25 protein-coding genes are annotated in these 22,861 nt (G+C 71.1%); 13 read left to right on the forward strand and 12 right to left on the reverse strand.

All coding sequences use genetic code 11. The features are described from left to right. The first annotated feature begins 3 nt into the window (after positions 1–3). Together BJ991_RS09235 and BJ991_RS09240 are read left to right on the forward strand one after the other, a co-directional pair. Positions 4–891, forward strand: a complete 888-nt coding sequence (locus tag BJ991_RS09235; protein WP_179489407.1) for a M48 family metalloprotease — start codon at positions 4–6, stop codon at positions 889–891. 40 nt (positions 892–931) lie between these two features. Further along, on the forward strand, positions 932–2,029 hold the full coding sequence (locus BJ991_RS09240; protein WP_179489409.1) for a DNA glycosylase AlkZ-like family protein: 1,098 nt from the start codon (positions 932–934) through the stop codon (positions 2,027–2,029). Positions 2,030–2,032: 3 nt separating this feature from the next. Here the strand turns inward: BJ991_RS09240 and BJ991_RS09245 are convergent, their stop codons facing one another. Further along, positions 2,033–2,956, reverse strand: a complete 924-nt coding sequence (locus tag BJ991_RS09245; protein WP_179489411.1) for a hypothetical protein — start codon at positions 2,954–2,956, stop codon at positions 2,033–2,035. Beyond that, positions 2,953–4,239, reverse strand: a complete 1,287-nt coding sequence (locus tag BJ991_RS09250) for a DNA glycosylase AlkZ-like family protein (RefSeq protein ID WP_179489413.1) — start codon at positions 4,237–4,239, stop codon at positions 2,953–2,955. Before BJ991_RS09250 ends, BJ991_RS09245 begins: the two co-directional genes overlap by 4 nt. An 88-nt stretch (positions 4,240–4,327) precedes the next feature. Between BJ991_RS09250 and BJ991_RS09255 the strand changes: the two genes are divergently transcribed. Then, a complete protein-coding gene (locus tag BJ991_RS09255; protein ID WP_179489415.1) occupies positions 4,328–5,521 on the forward strand; it encodes an AI-2E family transporter in 1,194 nt (397 codons plus the stop codon). Next, positions 5,518–6,744, forward strand: a complete 1,227-nt coding sequence (gene ilvA, locus BJ991_RS09260; RefSeq protein ID WP_179489417.1) for a threonine ammonia-lyase — start codon at positions 5,518–5,520, stop codon at positions 6,742–6,744. Before BJ991_RS09255 ends, ilvA begins: the two co-directional genes overlap by 4 nt. A 45-nt stretch (positions 6,745–6,789) precedes the next feature. Here ilvA and greA read toward each other — a convergent pair whose 3' ends face one another. Together greA and BJ991_RS09270 are read right to left on the reverse strand one after the other, a co-directional pair. Next, positions 6,790–7,281, reverse strand: coding sequence for a transcription elongation factor GreA (gene greA, locus BJ991_RS09265; protein ID WP_179489419.1), 492 nt, complete (start codon positions 7,279–7,281; stop codon positions 6,790–6,792). Positions 7,282–7,367: 86 nt separating this feature from the next. Next, on the reverse strand, positions 7,368–7,760 hold the full coding sequence (locus tag BJ991_RS09270; protein WP_179489421.1) for a DUF4307 domain-containing protein: 393 nt from the start codon (positions 7,758–7,760) through the stop codon (positions 7,368–7,370). A 66-nt stretch (positions 7,761–7,826) separates the two neighbouring features. On the opposite strand from BJ991_RS09270, the gene BJ991_RS09275 reads away from it, so the two are divergent. Then, positions 7,827–8,108 (forward strand): hypothetical protein, encoded by a 282-nt coding sequence (locus tag BJ991_RS09275; RefSeq protein WP_179489423.1) that lies wholly within the window; start codon positions 7,827–7,829, stop codon positions 8,106–8,108. A gap of 24 nt (positions 8,109–8,132) precedes the next feature. Here BJ991_RS09275 and trhA read toward each other — a convergent pair whose 3' ends face one another. Beyond that, positions 8,133–8,870, reverse strand: coding sequence for a PAQR family membrane homeostasis protein TrhA (gene trhA, locus BJ991_RS09280; RefSeq protein ID WP_246301064.1), 738 nt, complete (start codon positions 8,868–8,870; stop codon positions 8,133–8,135). Positions 8,871–8,981: 111 nt separating this feature from the next. On the opposite strand from trhA, the gene BJ991_RS09285 reads away from it, so the two are divergent. From BJ991_RS09285 to BJ991_RS09300, 4 genes are all read left to right on the forward strand, one after another. Next, positions 8,982–9,767, forward strand: coding sequence for an isoprenyl transferase (locus BJ991_RS09285; protein ID WP_179489425.1), 786 nt, complete (start codon positions 8,982–8,984; stop codon positions 9,765–9,767). Positions 9,768–9,855: 88 nt separating this feature from the next. Continuing rightward, positions 9,856–10,980 (forward strand): aminotransferase class V-fold PLP-dependent enzyme, encoded by a 1,125-nt coding sequence (locus tag BJ991_RS09290; RefSeq protein ID WP_179489427.1) that lies wholly within the window; start codon positions 9,856–9,858, stop codon positions 10,978–10,980. A gap of 162 nt (positions 10,981–11,142) precedes the next feature. Further along, the gene (gene phoH2, locus BJ991_RS09295; RefSeq protein ID WP_179489429.1) at positions 11,143–12,507 is read left to right on the forward strand and encodes an RNA 5'-3' helicase PhoH2; all 1,365 of its coding nucleotides are present in this window, start codon (positions 11,143–11,145) and stop codon (positions 12,505–12,507) included. A gap of 103 nt (positions 12,508–12,610) precedes the next feature. Continuing rightward, the gene (locus BJ991_RS09300; RefSeq protein ID WP_179489430.1) at positions 12,611–13,174 is read left to right on the forward strand and encodes a hypothetical protein; all 564 of its coding nucleotides are present in this window, start codon (positions 12,611–12,613) and stop codon (positions 13,172–13,174) included. A 126-nt stretch (positions 13,175–13,300) separates the two neighbouring features. Here the strand turns inward: BJ991_RS09300 and BJ991_RS09305 are convergent, their stop codons facing one another. The 7 genes from BJ991_RS09305 to xseA are packed head-to-tail and all read right to left on the reverse strand — an operon-like array spanning position 13,301 to position 19,841. Beyond that, the gene (locus BJ991_RS09305; protein WP_179489432.1) at positions 13,301–13,957 is read right to left on the reverse strand and encodes a response regulator transcription factor; all 657 of its coding nucleotides are present in this window, start codon (positions 13,955–13,957) and stop codon (positions 13,301–13,303) included. Then, positions 13,954–15,474: a sensor histidine kinase gene (locus BJ991_RS09310; protein ID WP_343048698.1), complete on the reverse strand. Its 1,521-nt coding sequence runs from the start codon at positions 15,472–15,474 to the stop codon at positions 13,954–13,956. The genes BJ991_RS09305 and BJ991_RS09310 overlap by 4 nt, the downstream gene beginning before the upstream one ends. A gap of 43 nt (positions 15,475–15,517) precedes the next feature. Further along, positions 15,518–16,912 carry an aspartate ammonia-lyase gene (locus tag BJ991_RS09315; protein WP_179489436.1) on the reverse strand — a complete coding sequence of 465 codons (1,395 nt, stop codon included), beginning with the start codon at positions 16,910–16,912 and terminating at the stop codon, positions 15,518–15,520. A 22-nt stretch (positions 16,913–16,934) separates the two neighbouring features. After that, positions 16,935–17,558: a carbonic anhydrase gene (locus BJ991_RS09320; RefSeq protein WP_179492660.1), complete on the reverse strand. Its 624-nt coding sequence runs from the start codon at positions 17,556–17,558 to the stop codon at positions 16,935–16,937. A gap of 38 nt (positions 17,559–17,596) precedes the next feature. Then, positions 17,597–18,238 carry a DUF4245 family protein gene (locus BJ991_RS09325; protein ID WP_179489438.1) on the reverse strand — a complete coding sequence of 214 codons (642 nt, stop codon included), beginning with the start codon at positions 18,236–18,238 and terminating at the stop codon, positions 17,597–17,599. Next, positions 18,238–18,477 carry an exodeoxyribonuclease VII small subunit gene (locus BJ991_RS09330; RefSeq protein WP_179489440.1) on the reverse strand — a complete coding sequence of 80 codons (240 nt, stop codon included), beginning with the start codon at positions 18,475–18,477 and terminating at the stop codon, positions 18,238–18,240. Before BJ991_RS09330 ends, BJ991_RS09325 begins: the two co-directional genes overlap by 1 nt. Beyond that, positions 18,474–19,841 (reverse strand): exodeoxyribonuclease VII large subunit, encoded by a 1,368-nt coding sequence (gene xseA / locus BJ991_RS09335; protein WP_179489442.1) that lies wholly within the window; start codon positions 19,839–19,841, stop codon positions 18,474–18,476. Before xseA ends, BJ991_RS09330 begins: the two co-directional genes overlap by 4 nt. A 99-nt stretch (positions 19,842–19,940) precedes the next feature. On the opposite strand from xseA, the gene BJ991_RS09340 reads away from it, so the two are divergent. Genes BJ991_RS09340 through BJ991_RS09355 form a run of 4 tightly spaced genes read left to right on the forward strand, consistent with a single transcriptional unit; the run spans position 19,941 to position 22,835 of the window. Further along, positions 19,941–20,981 (forward strand): 4-hydroxy-3-methylbut-2-enyl diphosphate reductase, encoded by a 1,041-nt coding sequence (locus BJ991_RS09340; RefSeq protein WP_179492662.1) that lies wholly within the window; start codon positions 19,941–19,943, stop codon positions 20,979–20,981. Further along, a complete protein-coding gene (locus tag BJ991_RS09345) occupies positions 20,978–21,559 on the forward strand; it encodes a DUF6264 family protein (protein WP_179489444.1) in 582 nt (193 codons plus the stop codon). Before BJ991_RS09340 ends, BJ991_RS09345 begins: the two co-directional genes overlap by 4 nt. A gap of 47 nt (positions 21,560–21,606) precedes the next feature. Continuing rightward, positions 21,607–22,113 (forward strand): sigma-70 family RNA polymerase sigma factor, encoded by a 507-nt coding sequence (locus tag BJ991_RS09350; RefSeq protein ID WP_179489446.1) that lies wholly within the window; start codon positions 21,607–21,609, stop codon positions 22,111–22,113. Continuing rightward, positions 22,110–22,835: a zf-HC2 domain-containing protein gene (locus BJ991_RS09355; RefSeq protein ID WP_179489448.1), complete on the forward strand. Its 726-nt coding sequence runs from the start codon at positions 22,110–22,112 to the stop codon at positions 22,833–22,835. Before BJ991_RS09350 ends, BJ991_RS09355 begins: the two co-directional genes overlap by 4 nt. Positions 22,836–22,861 lie beyond the last annotated feature (26 nt).

Raw genomic sequence — 22,861 nt, forward strand, 5'->3', positions numbered from 1 at the left:
CGCGTGTACTCCGCGATAGCCCGCAACAAGCGGAACACGTGGTTCATCCTCGCCGCGTTCATCCTGGTGCTGGGCGCCATCGGCCTGCTCGCGGGCTGGCTCATGAACAACAACTGGTGGGTCACGGCGTTCGTCCTGATCTTCGCCGCCGGCTACGCCGCCTTCCAGTACTTCTTCGCCGACCGTGAGGCGCTCGCGATGTCGGGCGCCGTCGAGGTGGGCCGCGAGGACGCACCGCGCTACTACCGGCTCGTGGAGAACCTGTGCATCGCGACAGGCACGCCCATGCCCAAGCTGTACGTCGTCGACGATCCGGCGCCCAACGCGTTCGCGACGGGGCGCAAGCCCGAAGAGGCCTCGATCACCGTGACCACGGGGCTCTTCGAGCTCATGACCGATCGCGAGCTCGAGGGCGTCCTCGCGCACGAGCTCGGGCACATCCGCAATTACGACATCCGCGTGTCCCTCATCGTGTTCGGACTCGTCGTGGCGGTCGGCATCCTCGCCGACGTCTTCCTGCGCGTCGCGTTCTTCGGCGGCGGACGCCGGGGCGGCAACAGCCAGGCGCAGATCATCTTCCTGCTCTTCGGCGTGGTCGCGGCGATCGTGGCGCCGCTGCTGGCCGGTGTCGTGCAGGCGGCGATCTCGCGGCAGCGCGAATACCTGGCGGATGCCACGAGCGCGATGACCACGCGCGACCCCGACGGGCTCGCGTCGGCGCTGACCAAGCTCGAGCAGTACGGGCGCCCGCTGCAGAAGGCCAACACCTCGATGGCCCACCTGTGGATCTCGGATCCGCTGCGACCTGGCGCCGTCGCGCGCCTGTTCGCGACGCATCCGCCGATCCCGCAGAGGATCGAGCGCCTGCAGACGATGGGCGGCCGGTTCTGACGGGTGTCGTCGCGTCGGACCCCCGCGCTAGGGTCGCGGGATGACTCATCGACTGTCGCGTGATGAGGCGCGCCGCATCGCGGTGCGCGCCCAGCTGCTGACGGCCGAGCGGCCCGCGGGAATCGTCGAGACGATCGACGCACTGACCGTCGTCAACATCGAGCCGACGGCTGCGATCGCGCCGAGCGCCGACCACATCCTGTGGAGCCGGCTCGGGTGGCCGTACGATCCCGCCGATCTCGCGCGCCTCGTCGAGGAGGACCGCGCGATCTTCGAATGGGGCGGCTTCTATCGCACGATGGCAGACCTGCCGCTGCTCCTCCCCGAGGTGCGCAGACGGCCGCAGTCGCGCGAGGCGCGCGAGTGGCTCGCCGCGAACGATCGCTTCCGCCGCGACATCCTCGACCGGCTGCGTGCCGACGGTCCGCTGCGCCCTGCCGACATCCCCGACACGGCGCAGGTGTCGTGGCGCTCGTCGGGGTGGACGAACAACCGCAACACGCTGCAGATGCTCGAGATGCTCGTGCTGCGCGGGGAGGTCGCGATCTCGGGCCGCGACGCCCAGGGCCGTCGCTTCGACCTCGCGGAGCGCGTATACCCGGCCGATGTGCCCGACCTCTCCGACGAGGACGCCGCGCGCGAGCGCGCGGAGCGGCGGCTCGGCTCGCTCGGCGTCGCGCGTGCCCGCAGCGTGAGTCAGCCCGTCGAGCCCATCGACGTCGGCACCGTGGGCGAAGAGGCGGTCGTCGACGGCATCGACGGCCGCTGGCGCCTCGACCCCGCGGCGCTCGAGGGGCTCGACGACGTGGCCCCGCGGACGGCGCTGCTGTCGCCGTTCGACCGACTCGTGTTCGACCGCAAGCGGCTCGAGGAGCTGTTCGGCTACGAGTACCTGCTCGAGATGTACAAGCCCGCCGCGAAGCGCCGGTGGGGGTACTTCGCGCTGCCGATCCTGCACGGCGACCGGTTCGTCGGAAAGCTCGACGCGAAGGCAGACCGCAAGGGCGGAGTGCTTCGGGTGAACGCGATCCACGAAGACGAGCCGGTCACCGCCGACATCGCCGAGGGAGTGCAGGCCGAGATCCGCGATCTCGCGCGCTGGCTCGGGCTCGAGGTGCAGGGCGTCGCGGTCGCGTAGCCGTCAGCCGATGGCCAGCACCATCTCGTCGCCCTCGAACGACACGGTGCCGCGCAGCGCCCAGTCGTCGGCGCGGTACGTGAACGATGCGGTGCCGCCGTCACGCGTCGTTCCCGTGGCGGTGGCGGTCACGACGCCGCCGGTCGCGTCGAACGCCGTCGCGTCAGGGGAGAGGGCGAGCTGCGGCATCCGGTCGATGCGGAACGCGATCGACTCGAGGGTCGCGAGGTCCGCGGCCCACGGCACGCGCAGCCCGCAGTTGCGGGGCACGGCGTCGGCCGGCTGGGCGCACGCCCGCGCGTACTCCTCGAGCCGGGCCTGCGCGCGCTCGGTCGCCTGAGGCGAGACGGATGCCTCGACCGCCGCATCCGCGGAGCCACCGGGCAGCACGACCGCCGTCGCCTCGCCTTCGAGCAGCCCGCGCGGTGCGGCCGTGACCGGGTACTGCGCGGGAAGGAGCGCGAACGGCGCATCCGCCGGGACGATCACGTCTCCGACCGCGATCGAGTCGCCGATCGTCGTCTCGCCCGTGAGCGTGCCGAGCGCGTCGGCGGCGACGCGCCACCCGTCCGCGGTCTCGACGAGGCCGAACGACGCCTCGTGGGACTCGCCCGCGAGGTCGAAGGCGACGTCGGCGCGCGTCGCACCGCCGGCGCCCGCCGAGACGCGCTCGACGGTCGCGGCTTCGATCCGGGCGGCTGCCCCGTCGAGCGCGGCGGCGACGTCCGCTTCGCGCGGCGGAGCCGACTCGAGGAGTTCGACCGCGCGCTCGCCGTCACCGGACTCGAGCGCGGACAGGAACTCTCGCGCGGCGTCCGCCGGCCCCCCGGGGCCTCCGGGGCGCGCGAGCCACCACCACAGTGCAACGCCGACGGCGATGGCGGCGAGCGCCCCCGCGACGATGCCGATGACGGCCCCTCGTCTCACGCCTCCACGCTAGCGGTCGGCTCGTCGGGAGCGAGCGCGACGGGTTCGCGTGATCCGGCCTCGTGGCGCGCCGCCTCGGGCAGCGCGGCGGCGAGGGCGTCGGTCGCATCGCCCCACCGCGAGACCGAGATGGACTCGAGCTCCTGCCACCGCGCGGCAGCGCGCAGCTCTTCCGCGAGGCGCTCGGCCGCGTGGGGCGGAGCGCCGTGCTCCCACCACGCCGACTGCACGAGCAGCGTCGACGCGGCGCGGTCGGCCTTCAGGTCGACGCGGCCGACGAGGTCGTCGCCCACGAGCACGGGCAGCGAGTAGTAGCCGTAGCGGCGCTTCGGCGCCGGGGTGTAGATCTCGATCCGGTACGCGAAGTCGAACAGGCGCTCGGCGCGATCGCGGAACCACACGACGGGATCGAACGGGGTGAGGATCGCCGTCGCGTCGACGCGGCGCGGGATCGCGGCGTCGCGATGGAGCCACGCCTTGGCGGGCCGGCCGGCGGTCGTCCATCCCTCGACCGTCCCCGGCGTGAGCTCCCCCGCGTCTTCGAGCGTCCTGATCGCAGCGACGACGCGAGGACGGTCCCGGATGCGCCAGTAGTCGGCGATGTCGGATGCCGTGGCGACCCCGTACGCGCGCGCGGCGCGGCGGACGAGCTCGCGGATCGCGTCGTCGCGCGGCACCGACGTCTCCAGCGCGGCAGGTGGCAGGACGTCGGCGGCGAGGCCGTACGTGCGCTCGAAGCCCCGTCGGCCCGCGATGGCCACCTCGCCGAACATCCACAGGTGCTCGAGCGCCTCTTTGACCACGTCCCAGTCCCACCACGGTCCGCGCGCTTCGCGCTTCGCGTCGCGCTCGATCTGCGCCGGGCGCAGCGGCCCGCGCTCGGCCAGCTCGGAGCGCACCCATTCGACGGTCTCGCGGTTGCGGCCGAACCAGGTGTCGTCGCCGCCGTACTTCGCCCGCAGGTCGTCCATGCGGAACCGGAACAGCCCCCAGTCCTCGGCGGGGATGAACGCCGCGACGTGCGCCCAGTACTCGACGTACGGCGCGCGGCGGGCGAACAGCAGCCGATCGAGCGCCTTCGGGTCGTACGCCCCGAGCCGTGAGAACAGCGGGAGGTAGTGCGACCGGGCGAACACGTTGACCGAGTCGATCTGCAGCGTGTGCATGCGCCGCAGCGTCGTGTTCAGCTGGCGCGTGCCGGGCGACCCGGGGCGCGCGCGGGTGAACCCCTGCGCGGCGAGGACGATGCGACGCGCTTCGGAGGCGCTCAGGGAGCCGTTCACCCGGGTCAGCCTAGACGTCGCCTCCGACACGGCCCCCGGGGCGTCGGCGCGCGCCGGAGACGCGCGCGTGCGCCCGTAGACTGGCGGGATGAGCGGCCCAGACGAAAAGGCCCGCGGGGGGATCTTCGACGCGATCCGCGACCGCAGCCGAGTGGTTTCCACTGAGCTGTCGCCGACCATTCCCCGAGGACTCCGCGTCGCGACCGCGTACTCCTGGCGGTTCCTCGTCGTCGCGGCGGCGGTCGGGGTGGGCATCTGGCTCGTGATCCAGCTGCGCCTCCTCGTCGTGCCGCTGCTCATCGCGATCCTCGTGACGGCTCTGCTGTGGCCGGCGTTCTCGTGGATGCTGCGCCATCGCGTGCCGAAGTGGCTCGCGATCGTCATCTCAGTCGTCGGAACGCTCGCGATCGTCACAGGCCTGCTGTGGCTGGCGGTGTGGCAGATCACCCGCCAATGGTCGGACGTGCAGGCGCGGACGATCGAGGCGGTCCAGCAACTCCGGCAGTACCTCATCGACGGCCCGCTGCACCTCACGCCCGAGCAGATCGACGGACTGCTCGACCAGGCGGGCGCGCTCATCCAGGAGCAGGCCGAGCTCCTGTGGTCGGGCGCCCTCGCGATCAGCACGACCGTCGGGCATGTCGCGACCGGCACGCTGCTCGCCCTCTTCATCCTGCTGACGCTCCTCGCCGACGGTCCGGGCATCTGGCGCTGGACCCTGCGGCTGTTCCCGCAGAGGGCCCGCCCGGCGGCCGACGCCTCGGCACGTGCGGGCTGGGTCACCGTCGTCAACTACGCGCGCACGCAGCTGCTGGTCGCGACGATCGACGCGATCGGCATCGGGCTCGGCGCGTTCCTGCTGGGCGTCCCGCTCGCGATCCCGATCGGCGTGCTCGTCTTCCTCGGCGCCTTCGTGCCGATCGTCGGTGCGGTCGTGACCGGGGCGCTCGCGGTTTTCCTGGCACTCGTCTACAACGGCCCGTGGATCGCACTGTGGATGCTCGTCGTCGTGCTCGGCGTGCAGCAGCTCGAGGGCCACGTCCTGCAGCCGCTGCTCATGGGCTCCGCGGTCAAGGTGCACCCGCTCGCCGTCGTGCTCGTGGTCGCCGGCGGCGCGCTCATCGCCGGCATCCCCGGCGCGCTGTTCGCGGTGCCGCTCGCCGCCTTCATCAATGTCGTCGCCGTCAGCATCTCGCGCAGGTCGTGGCAGACCGGTGAGCGACCACCGCCGGCGGATCTCATCTGGAGCACGGTCCCACGCACGAGGAGGAAGCCCGCTTGACCACGCCCACCCTGGCGGAGTTCGAGGACGCCGCCGCATCTCTGGCGGGCGTCGTCTCGCACACGCCGCTGGACGCGTCCCTGCACCTGACGGAGCTCATGGGCGTCCCCGTCCACCTCAAGCTCGAGAACCTGCAGCGCACCGGCTCGTTCAAGATCCGCGGCGCGATGTACCGGCTCTCGCGCCTCACCCCCGAAGAACGCGCGCGCGGAGTGGTCGCGGCCTCGGCCGGCAACCACGCGCAGGGCGTCGCCTTCGCCGCGCAGTCGCTGGGCATCCCGGCAACGATCTTCATGCCGCTGGGGGTCCCGGTGCCGAAGCTTCTCGCGACGCGCGGCTACGGGGCGGACGTCGTGCTCGAAGGCGCGACGGTCGAGACGCCCCTGCGGCTCGCGGCCGAGTTCGCGGAGCGCACGGGCGCCGTCCTCATCCACCCGTTCGACCACCGCGACATCATCGTGGGGCAGGGCACGCTCGCCCTCGAGATCATGGACGACGTCCCCGACATCGAGACGATCGTCGTGAGCGTCGGCGGCGGCGGGCTCATCGCGGGCGTCGCCGCGGCGGCGAAGGCGCGGGCCGCGGCATCCGGACGATCTGTGCGGATCATCGGCGTGCAGGCCGAGAACTCGGCCGCCTACCCGCCCTCACTCGCGGCGGGAGGGCCGATCCAGATCGGGACGACGCCGACCATCGCCGACGGCATCGCGGTCGCGCGGCCCGGCGACATCCCGTTCGAGATCATCCGCGAGCTCGTGGACGACATCGTCACGGTGAGCGACGACGACATCGCGCGGGCGATCGTCTCGCTGCTGGAGCGCGCGAAGCAGGTCGTCGAGCCCGCGGGGGCCGCGGGCGTCGCCGCGATCCTGTCGGGCAAGATCCAGGCGTCGGGGCCGACGGTGTCGGTCCTGTCGGGAGGCAACATCGACCCGTTGCTGCTGCAGCGCGTCGTGGCGCACGGGCTCGCGGCATCCGGTCGCTACATGACCCTGCGGATCCCGCTGCCGGATCGGCCCGGTCAGCTCGCGCGCGTGGCGGAGCTGCTCGCGCTCGCCGGCGCGAACGTGATCGAGGTGATGCACACCCGTCACGGCCAGGGCCTGCAGATCAGCGAGGTGATCCTGCAGCTGAGCGTCGAGACGCGCGGCGAAGAGCACCGAGCTCACGTCATCGCGGTGCTCGAAGAGGCCGGCTTCAGTCCGACAGTCGTATTCGACTAGGACGCGAGGGGCCGACTCCGCACGCGCGGCGCCGGCCTCTCGAGGTCACTGACCCGCGTAGGTCTCGACCTTGACGACCTCGACCGAGATCTCGCGGCCGTTCGGAGCGGTGTAGGAGGCCTTGTCGCCCTCCTTGAGGCCGATGATGGCCGAGCCGAGGGGCGACGCCTCGCTGTAGACGTCGAGCTCGGAGCCCGAGGCGATCTCGCGGTTGCCGAGGAGGAACACCTCTTCGCCGCCGGCGACGACCGCCGTCACGACGGTGCCCGGCTCGACGATGCCCTTGCTCTCGGGCGCATCTCCGACCTTGGCGTTCTTGAGCAGCTGCTGGAGCGTGCGGATGCGCGCCTCCTGCTTGCCCTGCTCGTCCTTCGCGGCGTGGTAGCCGCCGTTCTCCTTCAGGTCGCCCTCTTCGCGGGCGGCTTCGATGCGCTTGGCGATCTCGTCGCGGCCGACGGTCGACAGGTGCTCGAGCTCGGCGGCGAGGCGGTCGTAGGCATCCTGGGTGAGGAACGTCACCGGTGCGTCAGTGGACACGTCGGTCTCCTTCGTTCGGGGGGACGTCGATAAGCCAAACGCCCCGGCTCACGGCCAGGGCGCGATCGACGTACGTTGATCCCAGGTTACGTCACCCAGCAGGAGTTGACCAAACCCGTCGTCGCCCGACCGACGGTCGGAAGCGTCTCGCTGAAGGCGCGGCCGGGCTCATCGGATGCCTCGTACTCGACGACCTTCCACCCCACGATTCCGTGCTGCTCGTCCTGCGCCTCGATCGCGCACGCGAGGCCGCGTCCGGTCGGCGCCGTGACCTGGAAGTTCACGACCACTGTGCGCTCGTCGACGACGCGGTACGCGGTCGTGCGGGCCTCCACGGTGTTCGCGGCGTTCGCGACCGCGATCCACGCGATTACAGCCACGACGGCGACCACCACCACGATCGCGACGGAGATCGTCCACCGCCGGCGCGGCGACGGCGTATGCCCGTAGCGGTCGTCGAGCACGTCCTGCGTCGTCATGGCTTCCCGTCGGAACTAGGCTGGAGTTCCAGGCTATGCGCTCCCGCGCCGGAACGAGGACACACCATGATTCGATCGCTGGCCGTGCTCGCAGCGACCCCCGCACCGACGGACCAGGTGGACCCCGACCTCGTCACGCCGGGCCCGTGGGGCTTCGCGGTGATCGCCCTCCTCGCGGTGGCGGTCATCGTGCTCGTGTGGGACATGATGCGGCGCATCCGTCGCGGCCGCGTCCGTGCCGACATCAACGAGCAGCTCGAGGCCGAGGAGCAGGCGGCCGCCGCGACGCGCGCGACCGAGGTCGACGACGAATCGACGGATGCCGCGGGCGACGACCGCACGACCTGAGCGGATGCCCCGGCCCGCGCGCCGTCAGCCAGCGTGGTACGCGGGATCGAGGGCGATGAGCAGGCACGCCGTCCAGTGGCACAGGAAAGCCAGGACGGTGCACACGTGGAAGATCTCGTGGAAGCCGAAGTGGCCGGGCCACGGGTTGGGCTTCTTCACGGCGTACACGACCGCGCCGACGGTGTAGAGCAGGCCGCCCACGATCACGAGGATCATCATCGCCGCGTTCGCCTGGAACAGGTCGACGATGTACATGACGGCCGCCCAGCCGAGCACGAGGTACAGCGCGACGTAGAGCCAGCGCGGCGCGTGGAGCCAGAAGACGCGGAAGAGGATCCCGAGGATCGCGCCGCCCCACACGAGCGACAGCAGCAGGATCGTCTTCGGCGTGGGCAGCGCCAACACCGCGATCGGCGTGTACGTGCCGGCGATCAGCAGCAGGATGTTCGCGTGGTCGATGCGCTTGAGGACCGCCTTCGTCGTGGGGCCCCAGTCGAAGCGGTGGTACAGCGCGGAGTTGCCGAACAGCAGGAGCGACGTCGCCATGAAGACCGCAGACGCCCACTTCGCGGGCGCGCCCTGCGCGAGGACGATCAGCACGATGCCCGCGGCGATCGCGACGGGGAACGTCGCGGCGTGGATCCATCCGCGCCAGGTGGGCCGGATCTCGGGCCTGGCCGCGTCGACGGCGGCGGCGTCCATGAGCGGGAGCACCGGAACCTCGGGGGCGGGTGGGATCACTCGACGCGTACGGCGGCTCATCTGTCAAGGCTAGAGCCCCGCGCATGCCGGATGGGGAACATACCGGGTGTCGCATGTGGTGACACCAGGTTCCAGCCTTCACTCGCGGCGCGTGAGCGGTAGCGTAGGGGAGTGGCATCGACGAGGTCGAACGAAGGGCGAGGACCCCTCTATCGCCTCTACATCAACCGCTTGCGCCGGAGTCTCACCCCCGAGGTCGTGCCGCACCACGTCGCGATGATGATCGACGGCAACCGGCGCTGGGCGCGCCAGCTGGGCTACGAGTCCGCGGCGCACGGGCACAGGGCGGGCGCGGCGAAGATGCGCGAGTTCCTCGACTGGTGCGACGCGGTCGGCGTGAAGGTCGTCTCGCTGTACCTGCTCTCCAACGACAACCTCGCCAAGCGCGACTCGAAGGAGCTCTCCGACCTCATCGAGATCATCGCCGAGCTCGCCGAGGAGCTGTCGCGGGGGACGGACCGTCGTGTCCAGCACGTCGGGCGCGCCGACCTCCTGCCCGCCGAGCTCGCCGCCGTGCTCGCGGCCGCACAGCAGCGGACGCGCGACAACACCGGCATGCACGTCAACCTCGCCGTCGGGTACGGCGGTCGCGGCGAGATCGTCGACGCGGTGCGCAGCATCATCGCGAAGCACGACGAGGAGGGCGGGTCGCTCGAAGAGCTCGCCGCGAGCCTCACCCCCGAGCAGATCGGCGAGCATCTGTACACCGGCGGACTGCCGGATCCGGACCTCGTCATCCGCACCTCCGGCGAGCAGCGGCTGAGCGACTTCCTGCTGTGGCAGAGCGCCCACAGCGAGTTCTACTTCGTCGAGGCGCTCGGCCCGGATCTGCGCGAAGTCGACTTCCTGCGGGCGATCCGCGACTACGCTCAGCGCGACCGCCGATACGGCGGCTGACGCAGCTCGGACGCGTGTGAATCCGCGCGGTCCCGGCATGCGAAACCCGAGGGGCATATGCGTGACCCCTGCATGCCAGAATGTGTCCGTGACGGATCTGGAGTCCTATCAGGCCTCGTTCGACGGCGAGCCTGGCTATCTGGATTGGGCGCGGTTCGGGCCCCTTTCCCCGTCGGTGAGATCCGAGTCCCATGCTGATGCGGAGCTCCTCGGATCCGGTCGCCGCACCGGCATCGACCTCGTCATGGAGCACGAGGCCGAGGCGCGCGAGCTGCTCGCCGAAGTGCTCGGCGCCGATCCCTCGCATGTCACGTTGCAGCCGTCTACGACCTACGGGCTCATGCACGCCCTGTACGGCCTCGCCGAGGGCGGCGTAATGCTGGCGCGACAGGACTTCCCGAGCATCACGGTGACGGCTGCCAGAGCGGCGGATGCCTTCGGCAAGACGCAGCTCCAGTGGCTCGATCCCGAGCTGGGGTACGTGACGCCCGAGGTCGTGCGCGACGCTCTCACCGACGACACCGCCGCGCTCGCGGTGAGCCTCGTCGACTACCGCACGGGCTACCGCGCCGACCTGACCGCGTTGCGGGAGGTCATCGGCGACCGTGTGCTCATCGTCGACGCGATCCAGGGCTTCGGCGTGGTCGACGCCGACTACGCCGCCGCGGACGTGGTGTGCGCGAACGGCTACAAGTGGTTGCGCGCGGGCCGCGGCACGGGCTTCGCGTGGTTCGGCGAGCGGGCGCTCGAGCGCATCGCACCGGTGCTTTCGGGGCATGCGGGGGCGGACGGCGAGCCGAGTGCCGCCGGTGTGCCGCCGGCCGTGGCATCCGCTCGCGCCTTCACGGTCAGCGCGCCCGATCATCTCGCCGTCGCGCGCCTCGCGACCGCGCTGCGCGAGGTGCGCGACATCGGCGTCGACGTCATCGAGCGCGAGATCGCGGAGCGCACGCGCGACGTGCTGTTCTTCGCCGATCGCTACGAGATCCCCGTGATCACGCCGCGCGAGCCCGAGCATCGCGCGGGCATCGTCACGCTCGCGCCCGCGGCTCAGGATGCCGCGCCCCTCGCGGCGTCGCTCGCGAACCACGGGCTCACCGTCACGGTGCGAGCGGGGCTCATCCGCGTCTCGCCGCACGTCGGGACGGGCGCGGACACCCTGAGGCTCTTCGGAGACGCGCTCGCGGCGTTCTCCTCCTCGCGTGTGTGGTGAGATCCGCCCGCGTGTCGCCGACCGGAACGCCCGCTCCCGCGACGTACGGTCAAGGCATCGGGTAGAGCACCCGATCGAGTCGGCCACATGGATCGCGACTCGTGACTCAGACGGTCGACTCGTGACGGCCGGGTCCGCGAGGACCCGGGGCAGGAGCGGGTTGTGACCTCACGAGCACCTCACCAGCAGCGGACTCGCCTCGACCAGGCGGAGCACGAGCCGATCGAACAGCAGGACGACCTGCGGACCTACGTGCTCGACACGTCGGTCCTGTTGAGCGACCCCCGCGCTCTCTTCCGCTTCGCGGAGCACAATGTCGTGATCCCCGTCGTGGTGATCTCGGAGCTCGAGGGCAAGCGTCACGACCCGGAGATCGGATACTTCGCGCGCCAGGCGCTGCGGTACCTCGACGAGCTGCGCATCGAGCACGGGCGCCTCGACTTCCCGGTGCCTGTCGGCCAGGGCGGAACGCTTCGAGTCGAGCTGAACAACACCGATTCGTCGGTGCTGCCGTCCGGCATCCGTCTCGCCGACAACGACACGCGGATCCTCGCCGTCGCGATGCACCTCGCGGCCGACGGCGGCGACGTGACCGTCGTCTCGAAGGACCTTCCCATGCGCGTGAAGGCCGCGTCGCTGGGCATCTCGGCGGAGGAGTACCTCGCCGAGCAGGCCGTCGACTCGGGCTGGACGGGCATCGCCACGATCGACATCTCGGGCGACGAGGTGAGCGACCTCTACGAGAGCGAGGTCGCGACCAGCGACGACGTGCGCGGGCTTCCGGTCAACACGGGGCTCATCATCCATTCCGAGCGTGGATCGGCCCTGGGCCGCGTCACGGGCGACGGCGCGTACCGCCTCGTGCGCGGCGACCGCGAGGTCTTCGGGCTGCACGGGCGGTCGGCCGAACAGCGCATCGCGATCGATCTGCTGCTCGATCCCGAAGTCGGGATCGTGTCGCTCGGCGGCCGCGCGGGCACGGGCAAGTCGGCGATCGCACTGTGCGCGGGCCTCGAGGCGGTGCTCGAGCGACAGCTCCAGAAGCGGGTCGTCGTGTTCCGGCCGCTGTTCGCGGTGGGCGGGCAGGAGCTCGGATACCTGCCGGGCGACCAGCAGGAGAAGATGAACCCATGGGGGCAGGCGGTCTTCGACACGCTCGGCTCGGTCGTGTCGGCGAACGTCCTCGAAGAGGTCATCGCCCGCGGGCTGCTGGAGGTGCTGCCGCTCACGCACATCCGCGGTCGCTCGCTCCACGACGCGTTCGTGATCGTGGACGAGGCGCAGTCCCTCGAGCGGAACGTGCTGCTCACCGTGCTCAGCCGCATCGGGCAGAACTCCCGCGTCGTGCTGACCCACGACGTCGGTCAGCGCGACAACCTGCGGGTCGGGCGGCACGACGGCGTCGCGTCGGTCATCGAGACGCTCAAGGGCCACGATCTGTTCGGCCACGTCACCCTTGTCCGGTCGGAGCGGTCCGAGATCGCGGCCCTCGTGACAGAGCTCCTGGAGGGCGGCGAACCGCTCTGAACCATGAGAGGAGTCTCATCGCCGTCTCCTTCCTGTCTCATGAGACTCTGCGAACATGGAAGGAGGACGAATACTCCGCGCCCTTCTGATCGGGGAGAAGGACATGCAGACCCAGACGCGTTTCGTCGTCGGCGGCGCTATGAGCGTCGCGGCGAGCGTGGCTGTCGCCTGCGCTGTCGCCCTCACCCATTCCGCGGCGCTGGCCGACGAGGCCGGCGTGGCGATCGGCGAGGGGGCGATCGTCGTCCCGTCGCGCGCTGACGCGACCCCGAACCCGGACGCGAGCCGTCATCCTGCGAGCACCCCCGTTACGGTGCCGGCTCCCGAGCCGCGCGACGTCACGGTCGCTCAGCAGCCCGATCAGATTCCCGACGGCCAGCCCACGGCTCCGGCGGCGCCGAGCGCCGCCGAAGAGGAGACGCTCATCCGCGAGGTCGAGCGCACGCGTTCCTGGGAGCGCGTGCGCGAGTGGGCGCGCGAGCGCGGATGGGACGAAGAGCGCGTGCGCGAGTTCATCGAGCGCCTGCGCGACCGCAGCTCAGGAGACCGCTACAGCGGCTCCCATGATAAGGATTCCGCCGAGGATGGCGGACGATTCGACGACCGCCGCGAGTGGTGGTCCGGATTGATAGATCAATCGCGCTATTCCCCAGACAGTCGCGATTGACGGCCGGTGTTCCCCAGCCCCGGCCCTTCCCAGGCCCCCGGCGTTCCCCAGCGTCGGGGGCCTTCCTCTTGCACGGGAGCAGAGAGCCCGCGCCGCGAGCGCGAGCGCGAGCTCGCGCGGCATCCGTCATTCCCAGCGGTAGCCGACACCTCGCACGGTCGTGATGTGCTCGGGGCCGAGCTTGCCGCGAAGGTAGCGCACATAGACGTCGACGACGTTCGAGCCGGGGTCGAAGTCCAGCCCCCACACGCGGCTGAGGAGCTGCTCGCGCGTGAGCACCTGGCCCGGATTGCGCAGGAACTGCTCGGCGAGGGCGAACTCGCGCGCTGACAGGTCGACCTCGCGTCCGCCCACCGTGGCTCGGCGCGCGAGGATGTCGAGCACGACGTCGCCGTGCGTGAGCGTCGTCGGCTGAGATCCCGCGGTCTCGCGCAGGCGCGAGCGCACGCGCGCGAGCAGCTCGTCGAATGTGAACGGCTTCGACACGTAGTCGTTCGCCCCCGAGTCCAGCCCCTCGACGGTGTCGCGCGTGCTCGAGCGCGCCGTGAGCATGATCACGGGGATCGTCGAGCCCTGTGCGCGCAGATTCCGCAGCACCTCGAAGCCGTCCATCGTGGGAAGTCCCACGTCGAGGAGCACGAGGTCGGCCTCGCCCCGCAGGATGACCTCGAGGGCCTCGGGCCCGTCGTCGACGATGGTCGTCTCGTACCCCGCCGACTCCAGCCCGCGGCTCACGAACGCGGCGATCCGCGGTTCGTCCTCGACGATGAGGATCGTCGTCATCCGGATGCCTCCCTCTGCAGCACGACGTCGCCGGCGCGCACGGGCGCCGGAAGCCCGGCGGTCGGCAACGGCAGCCCGATCGTGAATGTAGCGCCGCCTCCCGGCGTATCGGAGACGACGCACTGGCCGTTGTGCGCTTTCGTGATCGCGTCGACGATCGCGAGCCCCAGTCCGGATCCGCCGACCGAGCGCTTGCCGTGCGCGCGGTCGAACCGCCGGAAGATGCGGTGGCGGGCGGCGGGAGGGATGCCCGGCCCGTGGTCACGCACCCACAGCCTCGCCTCCGTGTCGTCCAGCGCACTGCCGATCTCGATGGGGGACCCCTCGGGCGTGTACTTCGCGGCGTTGTCGGCGAGCTGGAGCAACGCTTGCAGGAGGCGGTCCTGATCTCCCAGGACGTGTCCCTCGGCGCACGCCTCGACCTTCCAGTCGTGGCCCGGGATTACGGCGACAAGCTCGCCGATGCGCGCGGTGAGGGCGGCGAGGTCGACCTCCTTCATGTCGAACGGGTCGCCCTCCACCGCGGCGAGCAGATCGATGTCCTCGACGAGCCGGTTCATGCGGTCGAGCTCGGCCATTCCGATTGCGCGCGTGCTCTCGACATCGGTGACGTTGCGCGGGTCCATCATCTCGAGGTGCCCACGGACGATCGTGATCGGCGTCTTCAGCTCGTGGCGCACGTCGTCGAGCAGCTGGCGCTGCACGTCGACCGAGCCTTCGAGGCGGTCGAGCATCGAGTTGACGGTGCGGGTGAGGTCGGCGATGTCGTCGTTGCCCTGGGTCGGCAGTCGCGGCGACAGGTCGCTGATGGTGATGGCGTCCGCCGCGTCGCGGATCTGGCGGATGGGAGAGAGAAGACGGCCTGCGACGAACCACCCGACCACGCCGACGGCGGCGAGCACGGCGATCGCCGCGATCCAGTACGTCATGATCGCGATCGTGACCGGCTGCAGCTCGCCCGCGAGGTCGACCGCGCGGATGTACACGCCGCGCGAGTCGTCGCCCGGCTTCTCGACGGGGATCGCGATGTACCGAAGCGAGCCTTCGTCCGTGACCACCGTGCCGATCACGCTGTCCTGCGTGCGCTGGGCCTCGGCGACGGCGCGCTCGATGAGCGTGACGTTCTCCGAGATGTCGAAGCCCGAGAGCGTCGTGGGCCGGAACCGCGGCTCGCCGTCGATGACCCCGAGGCCGCCCTCGTTACGTGCCGGGACGAGGCGTCCGACCGCCGCTCGCATGAACTCCACGACGCTGTCGAACTCGTCGATGTCGATCGTCTCGCGTGCCGTGGACGCGGACCCCGCCGGCGCCTCGTCGCCCGTGCCTTCGGTGTCGCCGCTGATGATCTTCAGCTGCTCGACCTGGGACCGCAGGCGGCTGTCGATCTCGTTGATCACGTTCTCGCGCTGCACGAGGAACGTCACGCTTCCGACGATCGCGAGGCCTACGCACGCGACCGCGAGGATCGCACCCAGGATCCGGGCGCGAGCCGAGATCGGGCGGGGTGTGCGGCTCACCCCCTGATTATCGCGCCAGGGGGCCCACAGCGGCATCCGGGTTTCAGCCTGCGCGCGTCATCGAGAGCAGGTCGAGCTTCTCCTCGAGCTGCTGGAGGGTGATCTCTCCCCGCTCGACGTAGCCGAGGTCGATCACGGCCTCGCGGATCGTGATGCCGTTCGCGACCGCGTGCTTCGCGATCTTGGCCGCCGCCTCGTAGCCGATGACCTTGTTCAGCGGCGTCACGATCGACGGCGACATGCCCGCGTAGGCCGCCGCGCGCTCGACGTCCGCCTCGAGGCCGTCGATGGTCTTGTCGGCGAGGAGGCGCGAGGCGTTCGCGAGCAGCTCGATCGACTCGAGCAGCGCGGTGCCCATGACCGGGATCGCGACATTGAGCTCGAACAGGCCCGAGGCGCCGCCCCACGCGATCGTCGCGTCGTTGCCGATGACCCGCGCGCAGACCATGAGCACGGCTTCGGGGACGACAGGGTTGACCTTCCCGGGCATGATCGAGGATCCGGGCTGCAGGTCGGGGATGCGCAGCTCACCGAGGCCGGTGTTGGGTCCGGAGCCCATCCAACGCAGGTCGTTGTTGATCTTGGTGAGCGACACGGCGATCGTGCGGAGGGCGCCGGATGCCTCGACCAGCGCATCGCGGTTCGCCTGCGCCTCGAAGTGGTCCTTCGCCTCGGTGATCGGCAGCTCGGTGTCGGCGACGATGAGCTCGAGCACCTTCTGCGGGAAGCCCAGCGGCGTGTTGATGCCGGTGCCGACGGCGGTGCCGCCGAGCGGGACCTCCGCGACGTGGGGGATCACCGACTGCACGCGCTCGATGCCGAGGCGGATCTGGCGCGCGTAGCCGCCGAACTCCTGCCCGAGCGTGACCGGCGTCGCGTCCATGAGGTGGGTGCGGCCGGACTTGACGACGTCCTTCCACTCCTCGGCCTTCTTCTCGAGCGCGACCGCGAGGTGGTCCAGGCCGGGAATGAGGTCGTCGATGAGCTCCTGCGTGACCGCGATGTGCACCGAGGTCGGGAACACGTCGTTCGACGACTGCGAGGCGTTGACGTGGTCATTGGGGTGCACGGTGCGGCCGAGGTCCTGCGTCGCGATCGTGGCGAGGACCTCGTTCATGTTCATGTTCGACGACGTGCCGCTGCCGGTCTGGTAGACGTCGATCGGGAACTGGTCGATGAACTCGCCGCCGATGATGCGGTCGGCGGCGCGCGCGATCGCGTCGGCGACCTCGCCGTCGAGCGTGCCGAGCTCCTTGTTGGCCTGGGCCGCCGCCTTCTTGATGCGCGCGAGGGCGACGATCTGCGCCGGCTCGAGCGGGTCGCCCGAGATCGGGAAGTTCTCCACGGCACGCTGCGTCTGCGCCGCGTACAGGGCGTTCCTGGGCACGCGCACCTCGCCCATCGTGTCGTGCTCGATGCGGTACTCGATGTCGGTCACTTCGTCGTTCCTCCGGTGTGTCTCAGGATGCGAGGGGCTCCGCGTCGGCGGGGCCCACGATGATGTCGGGCACCGCTGTGCCCTCTTCGAGTCGGTAGTTCGCCCCGACGATCGCGAGGCGGCCTTCGGCGATGGCGTCGCTGATGAGCTCGGACGAGTGGAGGAGCTCGGCGACGGTGTCGCGGAGGTGCTCGCGTCCGACGTGCTCGGCGTCGATGTCGTCGATCGGGCGCCCCGTCTTCGACAGCTCGCGCTGCACGCGCCGGACGGCCGGCACGATCGGGGCGATGAGCCTCCAGATGTGTGGCGGGAGGGGCGCGGCATCCGGATTCGTGCTGTCGATCGCTGCCGCCACCGCACCGCACTCGTCGTGGCCGAGCACGACGATGAGCGGCACCTCGAGCACCGCGACCGCGTACTCGAGGCTGCCGACGACCGAGTCGGACACGACCTGGCCGGCGTTGCGCACGACGAACAGGTCGCCGAGGCCCTTGTCGAAGATGATCTCTGCGGCCAGGCGCGAGTCGGAGCAGCCGAACAGCGCGGCGCGCGGTCGCTGGTGATGGGCGAGCTCGTGACGGCGGTCGACGTCCTGACGCGGATGCCGCGGCTCGCCGCTCACGAAGCGTGCGTTGCCGCGACGCATCTCGTCCCACACCTTGCGGGGTGTCGGCTCGTCGACGATCACTCCGCGGCCTCCTGCAGTTCGCGCACCTGCCCGGAGACGGACTCGGCGGTCCGCTCGATGTCGGCCTCGGGCGCGTTGCCGTACACGAGCACGACGTCGGGGCCGGCCTGGGCGCTGAGCGCGCTCGTGACGTTGCCGGCGGCTTCCGCGTCGGCGATGTCGTAGCGCGTCCACGCGACGCCGTCGATCGTCACGGTCTCGTCGGCGTCCGCGCCTCGGAGCACGCGGGTCGTCCACGCGGGGTCGGCGTCGAAGCCCTGCGCGACGCGCACGAAGCCCTGCTCCTCGCCGGGCACGTAGACGATCGTCCATGCGCGGGTGGTGTCGCCCTCGACGCTGGCGACGTTGACGCGCCATTCGCCGGGCACGTCCGGCACGATGATCTGGCGCCCCTCGTTCTCGGAGATGCGCTCGGCGACCGCGGCGACGTCGATGTCCTCCCGGGGCGGGGGCGTGCCGCGCGGCACCGCGAAGACGACCACGAGGACGACGCCGAGCGTCACGATGAGCGCCGCGATGAGGTTGCGCAGGTTCTGGCTCGAGCGGTACGCGGCCGAGTGGACGGCCTTGCGCTCAGCGGCCTCCTCGGGCGTCTCGGGGCGTCCGAGCTCGGCGACGACGCGCGGCTGCCTGGCCATCACGACCCCGTCCCCGGGCCCGTCTCGGCCGACGCGCGGGCGGCGTCGAGCCTGCGCTTGGCTCCGACGAGCCACTCCTCGCAGCGGGCGGCGAGCGCCTCGCCGCGCTCCCACAGCGCGAGCGACTGCTCGAGCGTGGGCGCGCCCTGCTCGAGGTCGTGGACGACTCGCACGAGCTCGTCGCGGGCCTGCTCGAAGGAGAGCCCGGACACGTCGGCGTTCTCGTTCGGCGCGGTCATGCTTCCATCCTAGGTTCCCGCTCCGCGGCATCCGTCCGGTCGGGCTCGCCCTCGCCGTCGTCCACCGGGCCGTCCGACCGGGCCGAGAACGACCCGCGGCCCACGCGCACCAGGACGGTCGAGCCCGCGGGGGCCTGCGCGGCGTCGCGCACGATATCGCCCTCGGGCAGGTGAGCGATCGCGTACCCGCGCGCGAGGGTCGCGGCGGGGGAGAGCGCGCGCAGCGTCGCGCGCAGCTCGGCGGTCGCGCGCCCCTCGTGCGACAGGCGGCGGTCGATGATCTCGCGTCCGCGGGAGGTCTGCATCCACAGCTGCTGCGCGCGCGAGTCGATGATCGACTCGGGGGAGCGCAGCACGGGCCGCGACCGCAGCTGCTCGAGCTGCGCGATGTCGTGCGCGAGTCGCTGCGTGAGGCGCGTCGCCATGCGCGACCGCAGCTGCGCGACGAGCGCGCGCTGCTCGGCCACGTCGGGCACGACGCGCTTGGCGGCATCCGTCGGCGTAGAGGCCCGGAGGTCGGCGACGTCGTCGAGCAGCGGGTGGTCATTCTCGTGGCCGATCGCGCTCACGATGGGCGTCGTCGCCGCGGCGACCGCGCGCACCAGGCGCTCGTCGCTGAAGCCGAGGAGGGTCTGCGGGTCGCCGCCGCCGCGCGCGATGATGATGACGTCGATGTCGGGCGCGGCGTCGAGCGCTTTGAGCGCCGCGATGGTCTCGGGAACGCACCGGTCGCCCTGCACCGCCGCGTACTTCGTGCGGAAGGTGACCTGGGGCCAGCGCAGCTCGGCGTTGCGGCGCACGTCCTTCTCGGCATCCGAGTTCTCGCCCGTGATCAGCCCGATGACGTGCGGCAGGAACGGGATCGGCTTCTTGCGCGCGGGGTCGAACAGCCCCTCGGCGCGCAGCTTCACGCGGAGGCGCTCGAGCCGCTCGAGCTGGTCGCCGAGGCCCACGTGGCGCATCGACGACACTGCGAAGCTGAAGGCGCCCGTCTTGGGGAAGTAGTCCGCCTTCACGCACGCGATGACGTGGTCGCCCACCTTGAGGTCGCCCGGCAGTCGCTGGCGGGTGCTCGACCAGATGCGGAACTGGATGACCGCCTCGGTGCCGAGGTCCTTCAGCCCGCCGAAGATGTTGCCGCCCCGCACGTTCCACGATGTGATCTCGCCCTCGACCCACACCGAGCCCCACATGTCGATGAAGTCGCGGATCGTCTCGTTGAGCCGCGCCACCGAGGTCGGCGCCTGGGGAGAGGAGTCGCGCGGGTGCACCGAGTCGGGCGGGGGCGCCTCACCCGGGACCTGCTGCGCCGCGAACGCGGGACCGCCGCGGCCGTTCGACCCGGGGGGCTGGAAGGTCGTCATGCGATCCTCTCGGTCGTGCGGGCGCTCGCGGCGGGAGCGCTCGGCCGTCGCACAGGGCCCGCCACGTAGACTCGGGGGGTGACTTCTCAGGCCGTACGGATGCCCGTTCCCCGCGTTCCGCGGCGGCGGGAGCGCCTCAAGGATATCCCGGTGGCCGGTCGCAAGCGGGTGCTGCTGGCCTCTCCGCGGGGATACTGCGCCGGTGTCGACCGTGCCGTCATCGCTGTGGAGAAGGCGTTGGAGCGCTTCGGCTCGCCGGTGTACGTGCGCAAGCAGATCGTGCACAACATCCACGTCGTGACCGAGCTCGAGAGCAAGGGGGCGATCTTCGTCGACGAGGTCGACGAGGTCCCCGAGGGCGCTCACGTCGTGTTCAGCGCGCACGGCGTCTCGCCGGCCGTCGTCGCCGCGGCATCCGATCGCGGCCTTCAGGCCATCGACGCCACGTGCCCGCTCGTGACCAAGGTGCACCGCGAGGCCGTGCGGTTCGCGCGCGACGACCACGAGATCCTGCTCATCGGCCACCTCGGCCACGAAGAGGTCGAGGGGACGGCAGGTGAGGCGCCCGATCATGTCACGATCGTGAACTCGCCCGACGAGGCCGACACCGTCGAGGTGCGCGACCCGTCCAAGGTCGTGTGGCTGTCGCAGACGACGCTGTCGGTCGACGAGACGATGGAGACCGTGCGGCGACTGCGCGCGCGCTTCCCGCAGCTGCAGGACCCGCCGTCCGACGACATCTGCTATGCAACGCAGAACCGCCAGGTCGCGGTCAAGAAGGTCGCGCGCGAGGCCGACCTGGTCATCGTCGTGGGCTCGGCGAACTCTTCCAACAGCGTCCGACTCGTCGAGGTCGCCCTCGAGAACGGCGCGAAGGCCGCGTACCGCGTCGACTACGCCGACGAGGTGCAGCAGGAGTGGCTCGACGGCGTCGAGACCGTCGGTGTCACCAGCGGAGCGTCCGTGCCCGAGGTGCTTGTGCAGGAGGTGCTCGAAGAGCTCGCGGGCGCCGGCTACGCCGACGTCGAAGAGGTGCGCACCGCCGAGGAGGACCTCATTTTCTCGCTCCCCAAGGAGCTGCGGCAGGATCAGTCAGGCCGCCGCGACGAGCGTGCGCTGGGCGGGCGGAGTCGCGCATGACCGACGCGTCACAGGGCCACGAGCGTCCGCGGCCGCAGTACGGGGAGTACGCGACGCCCGAGGAACAGCGTGCGCACATCCGCGACCCCCAGGCCGCGTCGGTGTACTCGCCGGTTGCGGATGCCGCCGTCCCGCCGGCCGCCGTCCCGCCGGCCGCGCCGAGCGTCCCTCCCCGTGTCGACCCGCAGGGCCCGGTCCTGCGGCCGCACCCCGCCGACCGCATCGCGACGATCGCCCTCCTCGTGTACGGCGCGATCAACGTCGTCTTCACGGCCGTCTCGTTCCTCGACCTGCCCACCGTCGCCGAGCGCGCGATGCAGATCATGGGCATCCCGGGCGACTTCACGAACGTCGAGTCCGCCCGCTCGTGGGGCCTCATCGCGGCGATCCTGCTCGCCGTCGGCTACGTCGTGACGGCCCTGCTCGCGGTGCGCAGGCTCCGCAGCGGCCGCCTGGCCTGGTGGATCCCGCTCGTCGGCGCCCTCGTCACCTACGCGATCGTGTACGTGTGCATCGCGATCCCGCTCCTGGGCGATCCGGCGTTCTCGCAGTACATCACGAACCCTCCGGCGGGCTGAACCGAACCGGGCGCCGTCTCGTGAACTCAACGAGGAGGAGGTGACGGATGCCGCCCGACGACGACGCCCGCCTCACGGCGCTCTTCGAAGCCCACGCGGGGCCTGTGTGGCGCTATGTCGTCCACCTTACGGGCGATCGCGCGGGCGCTGACGACGTCGTGCAGGAGACGCTGCTTCGCGCGTGGCGCACACCCCGGATCCTCGCGCAGGACCCGTCGACGACCCGCGCCTGGATGATCACGGTCGCCCGTCACCTCGTGATCGACGAGGCGCGCAGCGCGCACCGGCGGCACGAGCGCGCCGTCGCCGAGGTGCCCGACCGCGAGCTGCAGGACGACACGGACGCGCTCTTCGAGACGCTCCTCATCGAGGAGGCGCTCGCCGCATTGAGCGCGGAGCATCGCGCGGTGATCGTCAAGGCGTACTACGGCGGCATGAGCGTCGCTCAGACCGCCGCCGCGCTCGACATCCCCCAGGGAACAGTGAAGTCCAGGCTGCACTACGGCCTGCGCGCGCTGCGGCTCGCGCTCCAGGAGAGGGGGGTGACCCGATGAACCCCGATCACACGACGTACGCCGAGTGGGACGCCGCGTACGTGCTGGGCGCCCTGTCCTCGTCGGAACGCCGCGCGTATGAGGCCCACCTCGACGAATGCCCGGTCTGCCGCCGCGCGACGGCCGAGCTGACTCCCACCCTGGGGCTGCTCTCGCGCATCTCGACGGAGCGCGCCGAGCGCATCCACGAGGGCGAGGAGGCGAGAGACTCGGATGCCGCCGACGGCCCCGATCTCGACGACGACGCCGTCCGCGCGGGCATCGCGTCGCTCACGAAAGCGCGCCGCCGCCGCCGTCGCACGTGGTGGGCGGTCGGCATCGCCGCGACCCTCGCACTCGTCGCGGGGATCGCCGTGCCCGTCGCGATCTCGTCGTTCGCGCCGCGACCGACCGCCGAGTTCGTGCTCGAGGACATCGCGGGCGTGCCGATCGAGGCATCCGTGCGCCTCACCGAGGTCGCGTGGGGCACGCGCATCGATCTCGAGTGCAGCTACCCCGACTCCGTCGACTCGGATGCGCCTCCCGGCGGCTGGGTCTACGTCCTCGCGGTCGTCGGCGCGGACGGCACCGACGAGCCGGTGTCGACGTGGCGCGCGGGGCCGGGGTCGTCCGCGCGGCTCTCGGCGGGGACGGCGATGGAGCTCGACGCGATCAGCGCGATCGAGGTGCGCGCCGCGGACGGGACCGTGCTCATGCGATACGACGACGTCCCGGCGCGCTGACGACCCCAGCGGGTGCGCCGAGACGC

Origin of the sequence: Microbacterium immunditiarum, assembly GCF_013409785.1 — a bacterium.
GTDB lineage: Bacteria > Actinomycetota > Actinomycetes > Actinomycetales > Microbacteriaceae > Microbacterium > Microbacterium immunditiarum.